20 protein-coding genes are annotated in these 15,374 nt (G+C 39.6%); 7 read left to right on the top strand and 13 right to left on the bottom strand.

Going from position 1 to position 15,374, the window contains the following annotated elements; genetic code table 11:
- Positions 1 to 12 precede the first annotated feature (12 nt).
- Together Q1B03_RS05560 and Q1B03_RS05565 are read right to left on the bottom strand one after the other, a co-directional pair.
- Entirely contained in the window at positions 13 to 867 is an 855-nt protein-coding gene (locus Q1B03_RS05560) for a DUF2785 domain-containing protein (protein ID WP_299739025.1), read from the bottom strand.
- Between the two features lie 410 nt (positions 868 to 1,277).
- Positions 1,278 to 1,889 carry a CGNR zinc finger domain-containing protein gene (locus tag Q1B03_RS05565; protein ID WP_299739027.1) on the bottom strand — a complete coding sequence of 204 codons (612 nt, stop codon included), beginning with the start codon at positions 1,887 to 1,889 and terminating at the stop codon, positions 1,278 to 1,280.
- Between the two features lie 120 nt (positions 1,890 to 2,009).
- Between Q1B03_RS05565 and Q1B03_RS05570 the strand changes: the two genes are divergently transcribed.
- From Q1B03_RS05570 to Q1B03_RS05580, 3 genes are all read left to right on the top strand, one after another.
- Positions 2,010 to 2,483, top strand: coding sequence for a hypothetical protein (locus Q1B03_RS05570; RefSeq protein WP_299739029.1), 474 nt, complete (start codon positions 2,010 to 2,012; stop codon positions 2,481 to 2,483).
- A gap of 141 nt (positions 2,484 to 2,624) precedes the next feature.
- Positions 2,625 to 3,431 carry a helix-turn-helix domain-containing protein gene (locus Q1B03_RS05575; RefSeq protein WP_366141275.1) on the top strand — a complete coding sequence of 269 codons (807 nt, stop codon included), beginning with the start codon at positions 2,625 to 2,627 and terminating at the stop codon, positions 3,429 to 3,431.
- Between the two features lie 88 nt (positions 3,432 to 3,519).
- Complete coding sequence (locus Q1B03_RS05580) at positions 3,520 to 3,942, top strand: VOC family protein (protein ID WP_299739031.1); 423 nt, start codon at positions 3,520 to 3,522, stop codon at positions 3,940 to 3,942.
- A 408-nt stretch (positions 3,943 to 4,350) separates the two neighbouring features.
- On the opposite strand, the gene Q1B03_RS05585 is transcribed toward Q1B03_RS05580, so the two are convergent.
- From Q1B03_RS05585 to Q1B03_RS05595, 3 genes are all read right to left on the bottom strand, one after another.
- The gene (locus Q1B03_RS05585; protein ID WP_299739033.1) at positions 4,351 to 4,917 is read right to left on the bottom strand and encodes a DUF2812 domain-containing protein; all 567 of its coding nucleotides are present in this window, start codon (positions 4,915 to 4,917) and stop codon (positions 4,351 to 4,353) included.
- On the bottom strand, positions 4,904 to 5,221 hold the full coding sequence (locus Q1B03_RS05590) for a PadR family transcriptional regulator (protein ID WP_299739035.1): 318 nt from the start codon (positions 5,219 to 5,221) through the stop codon (positions 4,904 to 4,906). Before Q1B03_RS05590 ends, Q1B03_RS05585 begins: the two co-directional genes overlap by 14 nt.
- A 304-nt stretch (positions 5,222 to 5,525) precedes the next feature.
- Positions 5,526 to 6,071 (bottom strand): helix-turn-helix domain-containing protein, encoded by a 546-nt coding sequence (locus tag Q1B03_RS05595; RefSeq protein WP_299739037.1) that lies wholly within the window; start codon positions 6,069 to 6,071, stop codon positions 5,526 to 5,528.
- Between the two features lie 137 nt (positions 6,072 to 6,208).
- On the opposite strand from Q1B03_RS05595, the gene Q1B03_RS05600 reads away from it, so the two are divergent.
- The gene (locus tag Q1B03_RS05600) at positions 6,209 to 6,832 is read left to right on the top strand and encodes a LysE family translocator (RefSeq protein WP_299739039.1); all 624 of its coding nucleotides are present in this window, start codon (positions 6,209 to 6,211) and stop codon (positions 6,830 to 6,832) included.
- Positions 6,833 to 6,912: 80 nt separating this feature from the next.
- Here the strand turns inward: Q1B03_RS05600 and Q1B03_RS05605 are convergent, their stop codons facing one another.
- The 3 genes from Q1B03_RS05605 to Q1B03_RS05615 are packed head-to-tail and all read right to left on the bottom strand — an operon-like array spanning position 6,913 to position 8,912.
- Positions 6,913 to 8,160 carry a DUF4153 domain-containing protein gene (locus Q1B03_RS05605; RefSeq protein WP_299739041.1) on the bottom strand — a complete coding sequence of 416 codons (1,248 nt, stop codon included), beginning with the start codon at positions 8,158 to 8,160 and terminating at the stop codon, positions 6,913 to 6,915.
- Positions 8,161 to 8,202: 42 nt separating this feature from the next.
- Positions 8,203 to 8,418 (bottom strand): helix-turn-helix transcriptional regulator, encoded by a 216-nt coding sequence (locus tag Q1B03_RS05610; protein ID WP_299739043.1) that lies wholly within the window; start codon positions 8,416 to 8,418, stop codon positions 8,203 to 8,205.
- 11 nt (positions 8,419 to 8,429) lie between these two features.
- Complete coding sequence (locus Q1B03_RS05615; RefSeq protein ID WP_299739045.1) at positions 8,430 to 8,912, bottom strand: DUF2975 domain-containing protein; 483 nt, start codon at positions 8,910 to 8,912, stop codon at positions 8,430 to 8,432.
- 558 nt (positions 8,913 to 9,470) lie between these two features.
- On the opposite strand from Q1B03_RS05615, the gene Q1B03_RS05620 reads away from it, so the two are divergent.
- Positions 9,471 to 10,043, top strand: a complete 573-nt coding sequence (locus Q1B03_RS05620; RefSeq protein WP_299739047.1) for a dienelactone hydrolase family protein — start codon at positions 9,471 to 9,473, stop codon at positions 10,041 to 10,043.
- A gap of 95 nt (positions 10,044 to 10,138) precedes the next feature.
- Here Q1B03_RS05620 and Q1B03_RS05625 read toward each other — a convergent pair whose 3' ends face one another.
- The 5 genes from Q1B03_RS05625 to Q1B03_RS05645 form a co-directional block, all read right to left on the bottom strand.
- On the bottom strand, positions 10,139 to 10,807 hold the full coding sequence (locus Q1B03_RS05625) for a DNA alkylation repair protein (protein ID WP_299739049.1): 669 nt from the start codon (positions 10,805 to 10,807) through the stop codon (positions 10,139 to 10,141).
- Between the two features lie 333 nt (positions 10,808 to 11,140).
- On the bottom strand, positions 11,141 to 11,890 hold the full coding sequence (locus Q1B03_RS05630; protein ID WP_299739051.1) for an ABC transporter permease: 750 nt from the start codon (positions 11,888 to 11,890) through the stop codon (positions 11,141 to 11,143).
- The gene (locus Q1B03_RS05635; RefSeq protein ID WP_299739053.1) at positions 11,880 to 12,653 is read right to left on the bottom strand and encodes an ABC transporter ATP-binding protein; all 774 of its coding nucleotides are present in this window, start codon (positions 12,651 to 12,653) and stop codon (positions 11,880 to 11,882) included. The genes Q1B03_RS05630 and Q1B03_RS05635 overlap by 11 nt, the downstream gene beginning before the upstream one ends.
- Before the next feature lie 161 nt (positions 12,654 to 12,814).
- Positions 12,815 to 13,159, bottom strand: coding sequence for a DUF1048 domain-containing protein (locus Q1B03_RS05640; protein WP_299739055.1), 345 nt, complete (start codon positions 13,157 to 13,159; stop codon positions 12,815 to 12,817).
- Position 13,160: 1 nt separating this feature from the next.
- Positions 13,161 to 13,499 carry a PadR family transcriptional regulator gene (locus Q1B03_RS05645; RefSeq protein WP_113969650.1) on the bottom strand — a complete coding sequence of 113 codons (339 nt, stop codon included), beginning with the start codon at positions 13,497 to 13,499 and terminating at the stop codon, positions 13,161 to 13,163.
- A gap of 201 nt (positions 13,500 to 13,700) precedes the next feature.
- Here Q1B03_RS05645 and Q1B03_RS05650 point away from each other — a divergent pair, with 201 nt between their 5' ends.
- Both Q1B03_RS05650 and Q1B03_RS05655 read left to right on the top strand, forming a co-directional pair.
- A complete protein-coding gene (locus Q1B03_RS05650) occupies positions 13,701 to 14,045 on the top strand; it encodes a PadR family transcriptional regulator (RefSeq protein WP_299739060.1) in 345 nt (114 codons plus the stop codon).
- Positions 14,036 to 15,292, top strand: a complete 1,257-nt coding sequence (locus Q1B03_RS05655) for an FtsW/RodA/SpoVE family cell cycle protein (protein WP_299739062.1) — start codon at positions 14,036 to 14,038, stop codon at positions 15,290 to 15,292. The genes Q1B03_RS05650 and Q1B03_RS05655 overlap by 10 nt, the downstream gene beginning before the upstream one ends.
- The last annotated feature ends 82 nt before the right edge of the window (positions 15,293 to 15,374 follow it).

Consider the following 15,374-nt stretch of genomic DNA (forward strand, 5'->3'; position numbering starts at 1 on the left):
CCCCTGCCTCCCCTATAATTCAGATAAGCACAACTCAATGTTCCGGCGAAGAGAAATCCAATCTTCACGTGAACATACCTTTACGTAAAAGCTTTTTAAAAAGGTCTTACAGTTAGCTTCTAAAAACCAATAATTCTCTTCATTCACTTGTTCTTTCCTACATTTAAGTTCGGCAGGTATCCCTTTTAGTAACTGTTCTATTTCCCCTATGTCCATTCCCTTTTCTAACATGGCGAGTATCGGTGTCAAAATTCTCTCATCTTCACCATGAACATAGACACTGTCAGAAACAAGTATCTTCTCCCACAGTGGACGTAACATTTCTAAAAGATCTTTCCGTTCGATTTTGTTATTGAGTATTAATTCGTCAAACGCGTCTGCCACATGCGCTATACTATGTGCCCAGCCTTTCCCGGGAACAAAGCCCCTCAGGTCATTTTCCGAGTTGATATAGTTGATTAAATGATCTTTTGTTTTATAAACAGCTTTTTTGGGGAGAAAATCATCCTCATTATCCTTGTATAAGATAACGGCGATGACAATGGAGGTAAACGCCCTTGTAAACACGGTATCCGTACCATTTTCACCTATCCCCTTGAATAACATATCGTCACTTAAACAGTGATCTAATAGATCACTCAATAATTCATGCTCTAATTGGTTGTCTAAGGCTAACTGAAAAAAGGTGCTGTAGATCAATTTGTCCCTAAGCTCACTATCCGTAGTACCGATAAAATGCATCATGGATTTCACAAGTCCTACATGATTCTTTACGTCCCATGTTTTTTGCCCACTCTTATATTCTTGCAGGTATTTTTTAAGTTCATGTTCTTCCATTACCAATTCCGTTGATCGAAAATCCACCATCTACATTTCCTCCTATTGATTAAGAACAGCCCTCATTCACAATTGCTCTTTTTTCGTAAAAAAAAGAGACTATCAATATACGATAGTCCCCACTTAATAATCAGATTAAGAAATCTCATGATTCACTATATGCAATAAGAAGGTTTGGACATTGTACATTTAATTGTTCTTGTATGAAGTTTCATTGAACGCACGATTCACAACCTCCTTTAATATCAACTTCCTAACCTATTTAATTATAACAAAATGGATTATTTTAGCAATTAAAGATGGGAATTTTCAAAAAAATACTAACGTGTAAAAACCTTAATGACTATAAAAATCATGCATCTTCATGCTATGAAACTAACTCACTTTACTACTTGGCCAAAACACCGAGCATCCTTTAGTGGGGAAGTGACCGATCATGGTCACTTCCCTTTTTGATAAAACCGTCGCACCTTCGCACGATTGCCGCAATCAGCCATTGAACACCAGCGGCGACTTCTATTCCGGCTCGTATCGAAGAATAACCATCCACACGGATCTCCCTCACATTGTTTGACTCGTTCCAATTCTGTTTTTGAAACAAGTAAATTTACAGCAGATTGCAAAATGGGAGGCAGCATAGTGTCCAGATTTTTCTCTGGTTGTTTAAACTTCAACATGTATTGATCCTTCTCATGGATGACTTGCAAAGAACGATAGAAGTGGCTCACGTATTCATTGAAGCATGCAAGATCCTGCTCGTGCGGCGAGGTTTTCTTTGAAATACTCTTGAACATTCGATACATGACTTCACGCATTTCGATCGCCTGCTTCAGGACTTCTTCTGCTTGAGAAGGGTTTTCCCCGGCTTCAACAAGAAGATCTTGTGCCTGTTGGGCAGTCAAGACTTCAGCATGGACCGACCAGTCGATCAAATTAGCATAACTCGTAAACCAATCCCGCCTTTTCTCAGCACTTTCCCGCCAACTGACGGTATTGATGAAATCCATACACAAACGTTCTCCGACCATCATATAAGGGTTTGTTTCCGACATAATCTTGACTCCTTTACTCTAACCATCATAATACATATTGACAGTTAGAAACAACCGGAGTAAACTTATAACCATCTAAAGTGTTTTTGATGGTTAATCACAAATTCAGGAGGAACTAAGATGAAGAATTCGATGTTAGCAGCTGTTAAAACGTTGTTGAAGGAAACATTCCAAGGACCTGAAGGAAGCGGAAGCTGGTACACAGAATCGAAGCCTGGCAGTGGTTTATTAGGAACGCTCGATGATTTATCCGCAGAAGAAGCTTCTATACCGGTCAACGGTACGACAATCGCCGCCCAAACCGATCATACCCGCTATTATTTATGGGTTGCGAGATCATATCTGAATGGAGAAGAACCCGACAAGGACTGGGAAGCTTCCTGGAAAATCACTAGCGTAGACACAAACACATGGACACAGTTCACTTCTGAACTTCAACAAGAATACACCACACTCCTTACAAAGATTGATTCACTCAACTCCTTAGATGAACAGACATCAACGGGCCTGTTGGGAACAATCGCCCACTCCGCCTACCATCTCGGTTCCATACGACAAATGATCAAAGCAATCAAAGTCCCAAGCCAACCATAAACATGAAAAAAGCTCCAGGGAAGCATTCTTTGGAGCTTTTTTCATATTTCTTTCCTGTCACTCAAATCTAATGAATTCTCCCACTGAAATGGTTAAACTAGATGGTAGTAAGAACTATTCAAGTCTAATCGAGGTGACGTCATGAATCCTTTCCTGCCAATACAATCCCCTTCCATCCTACATTCAAACGGAAGTAACTATCAGGAATACCCCCCCAACCATGCACTAAGTCCCTATGTAGCTTGTTATTGGAGCCTTGATTATCATACTTTAGATACCCAGGAAACCCACAGGGTAATACCAGATGGATGTATAGATATTATAGTGGACTTAACTGCTTCCTCTCCTTCAAAAGGAGCTTTCATTACAGGACTCATGACCCGTTTTGAAACGTTAAACTTTACGAACGAGCAGCATTTCTTTGGCATCCGCCTATTTTCAAATCACGCACAGCGTTTTCTACATTATCCTGTACAAGAATTTATTAATGAACATGTCTATCTTGAAGAAGTATGGGGAATAGCAGGTCTACTATTTACCCAAGAAATTCAAGAAACGCGAGGAAATCTTGAAAGAGTGGAAATCGTTGAAACACAACTAATTCACCTTTTAAACATATTTTGTAATCAAAGGAGTCCAGATATACTCCAGACATCCCTTCAGTATATTTTCTTGGATCAAGGAATGAACTCCATTCAAACATTAGCAAAAAAGGTCAGCTACAGTGAACGAACGATAAGAAGAGTATTCCGGGACGAACTAGGTGTCTCTCCCAAAGAGTTCTCACGTATTATCCGCTTCCAAAGTATTTTGAAAGAACTTCATTCTGTTCAAAATCCATGTCTTATGGAAGTGGCTCTTAACTACGGTTATTATGATCAAGCTCACTTCAGCAATGAATTCAAACAATTTTACGGACTTGCTCCGAGTATTGTATTTCCTACCTGAACGTAATGTTGTCCGTTTTTTACAAGTTTGGTCACTTTGAATAAGGTATCCTAGAGAAGAAGAAGCAGGAGACAAGGAGGAAAAAACAATGAAACCAAGAATTACCGTACTAACTCTCGGAGTAGATAATCTGGAAAGATCTCTGGAATTTTATAAAAACGGTCTACATCTTCCAACTGAAGGGATATTGGGACAGGAATTTGAGAATGGCGCTGTGGCTTTCTTCGATCTGCAAAATGGATTCAAACTGGCAATCTGGGAACGGAAAAGTTTAGCAAAAGAAGCAAATGTCCCCCTCTCTCCCAGAAGTCCCTCTGAATTCACAATCGGCCATAATGTAAGCAGTAAAACGGAAGTGGATCAGGTGATGCTGGAAGCAGAAACAGCAGGGGCTAAAATCACCGATCCTGCCAAAGATACATTTTGGGGAGGATATTCTGGTCACTTCCTGGATTTAGACGGACATTTGTGGGAAGTTGTGTGGAATCCAGAATGGGAAGTAGAGGGCTAAAAATGATATGGCTAAACCAGCTCATTGTTATTGTGTTGGTTTCTGCCCCCCCTTTTCTAAAGATTAGTAACTTTGTTTCATCCATCCAGCAACTGTTAGAAAGTCTTTTCTGGTTTGTTTTTCTCCTCTAATAATCTCCATATACGAATTGATTGTCCCATCGTGTGAAACCACGTATATATGTTCAACCCTTTGGCTTTTGCACCATGTCAGAAACGTTTCTGCCAATTGCTCAGGCATTGTATTGAATCCACAAGTCCAAAGCTCTTCTGGAAGTACCCATCGATCAAAAAGCCAGGAAATTCTTCTTTCATCACTTCTTTCTTCAATATCCTATCGCAAGGAAGGGTCTTCCACTCGGGATTTAGTGGAAACATTCTTGGGCATACAAGAGGGCTTACGATCTTCCTATTCTTCTTTCAATATTGAATACTTCCGATAAGCTTTATAATAACTTCCAGCTAAAAAAACAACCATAAATGCCGGAAACAATTTCAAAAGAACAAATGGCGTTTCAAATAAAAACGCTTTCCAAAATAATGCATTCTCCATACTCCAAAGACCTTCATGATATAATGTCGAATCCCTGTAGTACATAAAAGAATAAGCCAGAAACATCATACCAAACCAAAATGAATAACCCATTATTCTTTTATAATAATGACCCTTTGATTGGCGATCAGAGAAGATTTCATTTTGATCATCATTTTCCTTTTGCCAATATCGTATTCCACTAAGCCAGTACCCCTTTATATAGTTCCAACCGAAATCCTCATAGATCCCTTTGTATTCCACGAACTTTTTCTTAGATAAATAGTCTTGATAATCAAGTCGCATAACATATCTTTTATCCGTTTTTTCGAAAGTGTATATTCCCAGTCCACTAATGTTTGTGCAGCGATAGCCTTTTTGTAATTGCTCGTTCAGCCAATGCTCTTCTTTTTCCATATTAATGAAAACTTTAAACTTCTTCATTCGAATCACTTCCTTCATACAAAGATAAAATATGCAATAGCCTTTCTTGCTCCATTTTCAAAATGGCTCTTCCTTCTGTCGTAATCATATATATTTTTCTCCGGCCTGAATCTCCAACAGGTTCAATCCAACCATGTTTATTCAAGTTTTCAATCGCACCGTATAATGTACCTGCTGCTAAAATAACGTTGCCATTACTTATTGTTTCTATCTTTTGCATCACGGCATAGCCGTGGAGTGGCTCACGGAGAGCTAATAAAATATAATGCATGGTTTCAGACAATGGCAATAATTTATGTTTCATACTCTCACCCTTTATTCAGTTCAACTATATAGTACAACTTAATAATACGTTATTACAGTTCAACTGAATAGTCAACAACATTTTTTAAATTCATCGAATGAACTACAGGTAAACTAAAGAAGCCGATTCCCTTTACGTTGGGAAATCGACTTTTGTGTACTCTTATTCAATTTAAATTGGCCGATTGTTGAACACAAATGAAACATCAATCTTAAACTAGACTTCCCCAAAATTGAAGAAGGCAATAGCCCGATCAATTAGCTGACCTCCAGTCAATGCCCGCTTTAAAAGAATAATGGCCTGCCTAAAATGAGGGAGGAGTGACCGAGAAAAGGATCGTTGCTTCTGTACTATTATCATTTATCCACCGATGTTTCATATGTGAAGGGATCTTCACACTATCCCCCGTTTCAAGGATATATTCTTCTTGTTCTAAATTAATTCTTATTTGCCCTGTTAAGACAAATGCAACTTCTTCCCCCTTATGTCCTAAGAGCTTCTCCGAGGATGTACTATTAGGAGGGAATTTCATAATAGCCGTAGCCAGTTTTCCAGAAATATCAGGTGATACTAATTCATATGACAAATGATCAATCACCATTTTCCTTCTATTCTTTGACCTGACGACTAATTCTTCTGTATTTACCTCTTCAAGCAGGAAGCTGAATGTAGGGACATTTAGGACTTTAGCTAAGACCTTAAGAGTCTGAATAGAAGGATTTGCTATCCCCCGTTCAATTTGACTTAACATAGAAGGTGTTATTTCAGCTGTTTTAGCTAATTCTCGAATACTTAAATCATTTAATTTCCTGTACTGCTCAACTTTTTTTCCTATATTGATATTTTCCATTACACACTCCGTTAAATACAATTTAATTTTATAAAATACTACTTAACTTTTTCCTTTGAGCTATGTTAAACTAAATTAACTTTAATTAAGTATAATTTTATCATAACGCTATTCAAATCGTAAGGAGGAGCAGAATAATGAATGACTTGTTTACTTTTATCGTACTTTCTTTGTTCGTAGTGATGAGCCCTGGAATTGATACCGCCTTAATAACAAAGAGGACGATATCAGCTGGAAAAAGTGATGGTTTTAAAATGGCTCTTGGTATCACAGCTGGTGCTCTCGTTCATACATTTGCAGCTGCGTTTGGTCTTTCAGCGGTGCTAATGCAATCTGCCCTTGCCTTTGACATTGTAAAATACATTGGAGCTGCCTATTTAATTTATCTAGGTGTTTCATCATTTATATCAAAAGGGAAAAATAAAGAACAGGTGTTAGAAAATCAGAAAGAGATACCTGCAAAGGGATCGGCCTTTAAGCAGGGGTTCTTTTCAAATGTTTTGAACCCTAAGGTTGCAATCTTTTTTCTAACATTTTTACCTCAGTTCGTTAACACACAATCTCACGCAGCAAAACAACTTATACTAATGGGAATAATATATACGGTATTGTCCATCGTCTGGTTTATTGTATATGTAATTTTCATTAATTATCTACGAAAATGGCTAATGACTCCGATTGTCCAAAGCATGATGGAGAAAGCTACAGGCATTGTATTAATTGGCTTTGGGTTGAAATTGGCTTTAGAAAGACAACATTAATAGATAACAAAAAGAACATTGGGGGTTTAAGTTCTTCCCAATGTTCTTTCATCTTCAATTAACCTGCCTTATCGTAATTTCTAATTAAAAAGTAAAGGAAAAGTGAATATTACGAAAGCTGCCCAGAGTCCGTAGACCGGCAAATACTTAGTAACGGAATCTTGGATAGTTGAAGGTCCGGATTTGTTTTGTAGAAAACGCATATAGGAGAACATAATCCAAATTAGGTTTGCCCAGATAAGTATGTTTACACCTAAAACAGCAAGTCTGTTTGGGGTAATCCCATAAGAAGAAAGTCTGAACACTATGGCTGACAATGCCACACTGTCAATGATAAGGGCAAGAACAATCAGGGCAAAATTTATATAGTCAGAAATGTTTTTTTTCTCGTCTGAGTCGCTTTCGGTAATGGAAAATATGGTAACGACCAATACACCAAGGAGTATTCCGTTGAAGGCTATCAGGAAATTACGGTCCAAGAATGGATTTTTCCCGAGCCATATAACCGCAATAAGATAGACCAACAATGTGATCAGGACAAGAGGGCTAAAAATTTTAGCTATATAGGGTGTAATATTCTTAGCAAGTTTAAGGTTCATTGATACCAGGTATGCAGCCACAATAGCGAGAGAGGAAGCACCAAATAAAACGATATTACTAAAATAAAATTCCTCTATATCCAAGCCGATAAAGCTGAATAACTGCATGGTTAGTGCTGCCAGTATCATTCCACTAACAGCCATGCTGGCGTAGAGAATACCATATTCCACATTAAATTTGATATAGGCTAATCTAGTACTACCTTTTGAATACTCATTTCCTGTAAATGCAATCCCTAACACGATCCATAAGAATATGGGAATGTGTAAATAAGCAAGGATAATACTGTCTTTATCATTTAAAGGCAGCATATTAAGATAAACCCCAGAAATGAGGAACAACCCTACAAGGGAATAAAGAACACTTTTTTTCGGAGTATTTTTGTAAACAAAATAGGTAGCAATAAAAGGAATTATACCAAAGGCCAGGTTAATTGGAGCGATCACTTCCTGTTCGACAAAATGGAAAATGATCCTGGTCAATATCCCTGCCATAATGGCTAAAATGCCCATGAATATGAAATCTTTTTGGATCTTGGAAGATTTCTCTGTATTTGCTGCCTCCTTGAAATGCAATCTTTCATACCAAACGCCAAGGACCTGAGAATCAGGATTTTGTTCCCATGCCTGTAAGAAGGAATGTTTAAAAGCTTTTGGATCTTTTCTATAAATTCTCTCCAGTTCATGAGGGTCACCCATGTTTTCAATAATCGAATTGTTAGATTCCATCGTAATACCTCCCCTAATAATTGTTATTTTTCTCCACAATGTTTAACTATCTTCGTCTCTTTTGTATTCTAAAATATCCCCAGGCTGACACTCTAAAGCCTTACAAATTGCCTCTAAGGTGGATAATCGAATCGCTTTCGCCTTTCCATTTTTCAATATAGAAAGGTTAGCCATGGTTATCCCAACCCTACCTGAAAGCTCTGTTACGCTCATTTTCCTTTTTGCTAACATCACATCAATATTGATTATAATTGCCATTGTTATTCACCTCAGACCGTTAAATCATTTTCTGATTTTATATCAATTGCTTCTTTTAAAAGTTTCTGGAGAACCGCCGCAAACACTGAGATAACCATCGAAGCAAAAGGAACAACCAACCCGACAAAGATAACTCCTGGGGCGTCGTCTACTTCCGCAAAGATATAGAAGAGCGGCAAAACCAGTACATGCAAAATACTGATTGTGATTGCACAATATTTGATATTCTTTAAAGCTTTTACAGATAGATCAGAGAAAGCTTTATTTTTGTCAATGTAGCGCAGGAGTTCGAAAGCCTGATACAAAGCAAAATAATAAGGTATTGCAGATACATAGAAAACGATGAAAACGAAATATTTTATCACCGCAAACTCTGGAAGTAATGTTGCTGAAAGGTCCGCCAGCTCAGGCACCAAAAAGATGCACAGAGCAAGAACTGGGACTCCTAAAAAAATAACAGCTATTTTCAAAAACAACGTTGTAATATTTTTCATAAAAACACCTCATTTATTTATGTTGATTTTGATTTTAATACAAATTTTATTGTTTTACAATAAATTTTTATTATTTATTATAATAGTTTTATTGTTAGTAACAAAAATTAATAACCCTACCTCAATCTTCTGCATCCTTGGTTCCCGTATCATAATATTCTCTGAACCAATCTCCTACTTCATAGTCTTCTCTCATCTTCTCGCCCGAGATTCTTATGTAAATTAGATGTTCTTTTTTTGGTTATTTTCAATAAGCTACTGCATCCATATTATTTTTGAAATTTATTTTTTGATCATAGTAATGAATTTAACCATGAACTCATGAAAGGTTCGAGAAGTATAAGAAACAAAAAAGGAACTTGCTGGAGCAAATAAAATACAATGGTGGCATTCCTGGAAAAACAATTAGGATAAAGAAAAGCTGGGGATTAGTACTTTTTGAATTTTTTCTTTCAAAATAAGAACTTGTCCAAGAAGTTGAAGTTCTGGCAGGTCAAACAGGACTTTTGTCGAAACTTATACATGAGAGGTATGAAGTTCACTAAATAGGGGGGGAACATGATGGCAGAAGTTTTGTTGTTACACCATGTTTTAGGCAGAACTAAGGGGATCGAAGCAATCGCTGATCAACTGAGAGAGGCGGGTCATACTGTGCATGTGCCAGATTTATTTGAAGGCCGCAAATTTTCCTCATTGGAAGAAGGTTTAGGGTTTGTTAAGGAAATCGGGTTTAAAGAAGTGACGGCGCGTGGCGTTCGGGCAGCCGGCGACCTTCCACGCGATGTCGTTTATGCTGGTTTTTCACTAGGTGTCCCTGCAGCACAGCAGCTCTCTCAAACTCGTGAAGGCGCAAGAGGCGCACTGTTTTTTCATGCCTGCCTCCCGACCTCGGAGTTCGAATCTCAGTGGCCTGACGACTTGCCTGTGCAAATTCATGCCATGAGTGCAGATCCTTTCTTTGTAGAAGACGGTGATATCAACGCGGCCCGTGAACTTGTGGCATCGGCCAATCACGCTGAACTTTTTCTATACGAAGGCAAGGAACATCTCTTTACCGACAGCAGTATGCCTTCTTACGATGCTGACGCGACGAAGCTTGTGATCAAGCGGGTTCTCGACTTTCTCGCATAGCTGTATTGTGGTCAATCACAGGTTCCATTTTAAAGGATTTCCCAAGGAGGATTCACATCGATAAGGTTCAATTCTTATGAATTTTTCAGTGGTAACTAATGATTAATTCGTTTGTTAACTTCAATCGTAATGAACTCCGGCAAATAATTGGGAGTACATCCTTTTGATACCATTTCATCTTTGTAGAGACCCGTTTTCTCACCAAGTTTCATACACCGTGCTCGATACTTTTCATCATAGACGCCTATCCAGCCTGCGGTGAAATTCATAGCCCATTGAACTTCCGGTTCTTCCTGCGTAATAGTAGCTTCAATTGCAGATAGTAAGTCTGCGGTGTTATCAGGCGGTGTTTGTCCAGTCCATCTCAATCTCGCTTGAAAATACCAGAAAGCTCGTCTTTGAAGAGCAGAAGGACTATTTTTCCATGACTCCATCAATGCAATGTTCTTCTTGTCTTTAGTGAGCTGATTAGCCATTAACCAATCCATTAAGTTATTTCGCTCATCATATGTGTGAGTCTGCATATCCTGATCAAGCTTATTTAGTACATCTTGTGAAAGAAGTTTTTTGTCCATAATTAAGATTGCCAATAGTCTTGGCAGAAACTCTCCGGTTGACCAAAGTTCCATAGCTAGTTCGTGATCTTTTTTAATGTCCTTCGCGATTTTTCGTAAGTCACCAAGCTTCGTTTTACTATTGATCTGTGGTAGAATGTTTTCTGCTTTAGGTGAGCGTTTTATTTCTGTGCTTTTCTTTATATTCATTTGACACAACCCCTTATTTAAGCTCTGTTAGTCATTGACCGAATATCAATATCTTATTGCATACAATTGTACCATAACAGTGTAAAAGGAATGATTCATTTCGCCGTTATTTATGGTACGGTCCACCACTACTAGTGCTAAACGACATATTCAACAATCTGACCCGTTAATCCAATAATTCCAACAAAAAAGCGTTCATCCATACTAGATCAACGCCCCTCAACTTTAACTACATTCGTTTACAAAAACAGTACAAATAGTTGGTGATTTCTAAAATTCATCTAGAGTTGTTTCAAATACATTCACAGCACTTGTTATGTCAAATTGTTGCACTCAACCTAACTGACGTTTAAATACTTTACTAGCTATGAAATAAGCGATGAGCATGATACCGACGCACCAGGTAAGCGAGATCCAGATATCGTTGCCCACAGTCCCTTCAAATAAGAGGGCACGGACGGAATCCACGATTGAAGTTACGGGCTGGTTCTCTGCGAAAGCCCGAACAATTTTAGGCATGGTTTCAGTGGGGACAAAGGCTGAACTGATGAACGGCAAAAAAATCAGTGGGTACGAGTATGCTGTGGCTCCTTCCATGGAACGTGCTGTCAACCCGGGAATAACCGCCAGCCATGTCAGTGCTAATGTAAACAGTACGAGAATCCCAACTACTGCGAGCCAATCCAGGATATCAGCACTGGAACGGAAACCCATCAAGAGCGCGACGAGGATAACCACCCCAACAGTAAGTGCATTGGAAACAAGCGATGTCAATACGTGGGCCCACAATACAGACGAGCGCTTGATGGGCATGGTAATAAAGCGCGCCATCAGCCCACTTTTCACATCATTAAAGAGCCGCAAAGAAGTGTAAGCGACGCCGGATGCGATCGTGATCAGCAGGATGCCCGGCAATAGATAATTGACGTAGTTGTCCGTGCCAGTCTCGATAGCGCCGCCAAATACGTAGACAAACAGCAGCATCATCATAACCGGCGTAATCGCCACCGTGATTATCGTATCCGGGCTACGCATGATATTTCGCATTAAACGACCCAGTAATACCCCTGTTTTACTTCTCATTTACATCTCCTCCTTTTTTGCCAATGATTGCGAGGAAAATCTCTTCCAATGTCGGCTGCTTCTCGATGTATTCCACTTTCGCTGGCGGGAACATCTCCTTGAGTTCAGTAAGGGTACCCGTCGTGATGATTTTTCCACCATGCAGGATGGCAATGCGGTCCGCCAGTTGTTCCGCCTCCTCCAGGTACTGGGTCGTCAGCAATATGGTCGTGCCACTGCCGGCAAGCTCCTTGACGGTCTCCCAGACTTCAATCCGCGCTTCGGGGTCAAGCCCCGTGGTTGGTTCATCTAGAAATATCACTGCCGGCTTCCCAATCAGGCTCATGGCGATATCAAGCCGGCGCTTCATCCCCCCTGAATAATGATCTGCACGTCGGTTGGCAGCCTCGGTGAGACTGAATCTTGCAAGCAGATGATCGGCGACTTGAGAGGGATTTGAAACCCCACGCAACTTGGCAATCATCATCAGATTTTCCCGCCCGGTTTGCATGACGTCTAAAGCTGCAAACTGACCAGTCAAGCTGATGCTCCGGCGAACATGATCCGGTTGACGCTGAACCTCAAAGCTGCATATACTCACTTCACCGCAATCCTGCTTCATCAGCGTCGAGAGGATATTGACGATCGTAGTCTTTCCCGCTCCATTAGAGCCCAGCAGTGCGAAAATTTCACCACGGGCCACCTCTAAATCCACTCCCTTTAAGACTTCCTTGTCTTTAAAGGATTTTTTCAACCCTTTTACAGAAATCACTGCCTCACTCATATTTTTTCCTCCTTATAAAAAGCGCTAGTTTACCTATTCTCCAGTACTCAGTCAGACTGATATTCTGTAATACTTACTACCGGGATAAAAAAATAACCGAATAGTGAAGGTGTAAATACCACATTTTTAACCAGCTATTCAGTCGGTATGATCGATTGCATTTACTTTTCTCTACGGCTAATCGTATCGTTCAACTTAGCGCGATGCTTGTCATTCCAAGTTTCCGAGTCCTTTACCAGTTCATCACAGAAAGCAGCTACGTCCTCACCCGTGAGGTCAGTGACTTTCTTGCCTTCCGCTGCACCTTCCTCGAAAAGGTCGAGAATGCCATTAAAGATACGGCTCGTGTCCTTCCAATCAGTGAGACCACCTGCGGTCCACATATATTTTTGGATCGCTTTGTATGCGTTGAGGTACTCACTTGGAAGTGTCTTCGCGCGAGCCTCCATTGCTCTCCATTCCCGCTTGTCAGCCAAACTCCCTGTGATTTTTTCAATAAATTTCATTTTACCCTCTCCTTTTAATTTCTTTCGTTTTGAGTTCGTTCATTTTGCTTGAGACGAAATCCCATTTTCCCCAAAAGATTTCGAGTTTCTCATGACCTGCTTCGTTAAGTGTGTAGAATTTTCTCGGCGGCCCCACGGTAGATCGCTTTTTTTCGATGTTCACCAGATTGTTTTTCTCAAGGCGCATGGTGATCGTATACACTGTGCCTTCAACCACATCCGTGAAGCCAAGTTCTCTCAGCTGTTGCGTGATTTCATAGCCATACGTTTCACCGCGGCTGATGATTTCTAGCACACAACCCTCAAGTACCCCTTTTAGCATTTCAGTGAAGTTTTCCAAACGTTCACCCCCTGTATGATTATTCCACTGTACTTAGTAATACTCACTACCAGTATATAGTATGACAAAGTAGTGTGATGTGTCAACAAATATTTATGATATACACTGCATAACAAGCATTGACAGGTTCAAATATGCAGTATACAATAAACATATAATTACTATGCATAGATTTACTATGCATTTGGAGGTAGAGTGTCTATGAAGATAAGTAAAGAGTTGCTTAAAGGGAGTACCACTACTCTTATTTTAAGCTTGCTTCATGCTAAACCAATGTATGGGTATGAAATAATTAAAGAACTGGAGTTGAAGTCTGACGGGATATTCAGCTTTAAAGAAGGAACGATCTATCCTATCCTTCACACCCTCGAGGATAAAGGGTTGATTGTCTCTTACTGGGGAGAAGGGACTGGAAAGAGAAAGAGAAAATATTACAAGTTAAATGACTCCGGAAGAGAATTTATCCAGGAAAAAAAAGAAGAATGGTCCGTTTTCAAAAATGCAGTTGACGAAGTACTAAATGGAGAGAAAATCATATGGGAATAGAAAAGAAGTTCGAAGTGTATATTGAAAAATTGTGTAAACGGATCAGAAATAAGGATGTACATGCCAGTATAAAGCTTGAAATAAACGATCATCTTCATGCGCTTAAAGAGGATGCCATGCGCAGAGGTCTCTCTGAAGAAGAGGCTACAGATCAAGCATTGAACCATATGGGAGATGCAGAAGTATTGGGGAAGCAGTTAAACAAGGCACATAAAGCCCCAATGGATGTTAAAACCATTCTTCCAGTGCTGGCAGCTTCCCTATTTGGGTTGTTGGTTATGTACTATTTACAATTCCATTCAGCTATTACAGAGCTTCATGAAATGAATGTATTTAATAAAAGTCTTGTTTTTTACTTGATCGGCCTTCTTCTCATGCTAAGCCTGTTTACCTTTGATTACAGAAGATTGCTAAAGTACTCCATTCACTTTTATGTGGGAACGATCCTCATTCTTTTATTGACCGTTTTAATCGGCGTTAGAGTCGATGGCGTGCCATATTTAAATGTAGGAGTTGCCAGTATTAACTTCACGGAGATCACTCCATTTCTACTGGTCATTTCCTTTGCAGGAATCTTTCATTCATGGAATTGGAAAGAGAATCAAAAGTCTTGGTATGGAATAGGCATCCTTTCCATCCCTATCATTTTATTGGCAACGACAGAAGCCTTTGCAGCTACTTTTATTAGCATTTTTGTCTGCACAGTGATCATGCATGTGTCGAGAGCCAATCTTAAGCAAGCTATAACATTTTCAACAGTAGCTGCCATATGGCCAATCGTGCATCTGTTCGTTCAAGCTCAAACGTATACGCTGACAAGTCCTTATGCTGATCTAAAGTTAGGAGATGCAGATTTTATAGGAAAAACCCTTTATGTCACTCCACGTTTTATTTCTGAAGTCCATACAGATTTTATCTTTGCGTATACCATCTACTCATTTGGCTGGTTGGCCGCCACCATTGCTTTCGGGTTGATTGGATATTTCATTTGCAGAATCTCCAGCACGGCTAAAAGCGTGAATCATGTGTATGGTAAACTGCTTATTATAGGCTTTGCAGCTACATTCACAGCTCAGTTAATACTAAGCATCCTGACAAACCTGGGTTTATCAGTTCTGCCTGGTGTAGCCATGCCATTCATGAGTTTTGGTGGCTCACATATTTTGCTTGAAATGACTGCTGTAGGGTTGATATTAAGCATCTATAGGAGACGAAAAACAGTTGATCAGCCTTTAGCATACAACTAATACCATTCTAGATTCCCTTCTCCAGGGAATGAAGAAAATAAAGTGTAATGGGGCTTTTAGCAGTCGCAGCAAGTTCTTGCTG

The organism is uncultured Rossellomorea sp., from assembly GCF_947488365.1.
Lineage (GTDB): Bacteria > Bacillota > Bacilli > Bacillales > Bacillaceae_B > Rossellomorea.

What these genes read in the sequence shown, in the direction of transcription:
- Q1B03_RS05625 (WP_299739049.1), bottom strand. Translation starts at nt 10,807, where the DNA reads ATGAATATAAAGAAAAGCACAGAAATAAAACGCTCACCTAAAGCAGAA.
- Q1B03_RS05580 (WP_299739031.1), top strand. Translation starts at nt 3,520, where the DNA reads ATGAAACCAAGAATTACCGTACTAACTCTCGGAGTAGATAATCTGGAA.
- Q1B03_RS05635 (WP_299739053.1), bottom strand. Translation starts at nt 12,653, where the DNA reads ATGAGTGAGGCAGTGATTTCTGTAAAAGGGTTGAAAAAATCCTTTAAA.
- Q1B03_RS05610 (WP_299739043.1), bottom strand. Translation starts at nt 8,418, where the DNA reads ATGGCAATTATAATCAATATTGATGTGATGTTAGCAAAAAGGAAAATG.
- Q1B03_RS05595 (WP_299739037.1), bottom strand. Translation starts at nt 6,071, where the DNA reads ATGGAAAATATCAATATAGGAAAAAAAGTTGAGCAGTACAGGAAATTA.
- Q1B03_RS05655 (WP_299739062.1), top strand. Translation starts at nt 14,036, where the DNA reads ATGGGAATAGAAAAGAAGTTCGAAGTGTATATTGAAAAATTGTGTAAA.
- Q1B03_RS05575 (WP_366141275.1), top strand. Translation starts at nt 2,625, where the DNA reads ATGAATCCTTTCCTGCCAATACAATCCCCTTCCATCCTACATTCAAAC.
- Q1B03_RS05600 (WP_299739039.1), top strand. Translation starts at nt 6,209, where the DNA reads ATGAATGACTTGTTTACTTTTATCGTACTTTCTTTGTTCGTAGTGATG.
- Q1B03_RS05630 (WP_299739051.1), bottom strand. Translation starts at nt 11,890, where the DNA reads ATGAGAAGTAAAACAGGGGTATTACTGGGTCGTTTAATGCGAAATATC.
- Q1B03_RS05620 (WP_299739047.1), top strand. Translation starts at nt 9,471, where the DNA reads ATGATGGCAGAAGTTTTGTTGTTACACCATGTTTTAGGCAGAACTAAG.
- Q1B03_RS05590 (WP_299739035.1), bottom strand. Translation starts at nt 5,221, where the DNA reads ATGAAACATAAATTATTGCCATTGTCTGAAACCATGCATTATATTTTA.
- Q1B03_RS05605 (WP_299739041.1), bottom strand. Translation starts at nt 8,160, where the DNA reads ATGGAATCTAACAATTCGATTATTGAAAACATGGGTGACCCTCATGAA.
- Q1B03_RS05585 (WP_299739033.1), bottom strand. Translation starts at nt 4,917, where the DNA reads ATGAAGAAGTTTAAAGTTTTCATTAATATGGAAAAAGAAGAGCATTGG.
- Q1B03_RS05650 (WP_299739060.1), top strand. Translation starts at nt 13,701, where the DNA reads ATGAAGATAAGTAAAGAGTTGCTTAAAGGGAGTACCACTACTCTTATT.
- Q1B03_RS05565 (WP_299739027.1), bottom strand. Translation starts at nt 1,889, where the DNA reads ATGTCGGAAACAAACCCTTATATGATGGTCGGAGAACGTTTGTGTATG.
- Q1B03_RS05570 (WP_299739029.1), top strand. Translation starts at nt 2,010, where the DNA reads ATGAAGAATTCGATGTTAGCAGCTGTTAAAACGTTGTTGAAGGAAACA.
- Q1B03_RS05615 (WP_299739045.1), bottom strand. Translation starts at nt 8,912, where the DNA reads ATGAAAAATATTACAACGTTGTTTTTGAAAATAGCTGTTATTTTTTTA.
- Q1B03_RS05560 (WP_299739025.1), bottom strand. Translation starts at nt 867, where the DNA reads ATGGTGGATTTTCGATCAACGGAATTGGTAATGGAAGAACATGAACTT.
- Q1B03_RS05640 (WP_299739055.1), bottom strand. Translation starts at nt 13,159, where the DNA reads ATGAAATTTATTGAAAAAATCACAGGGAGTTTGGCTGACAAGCGGGAA.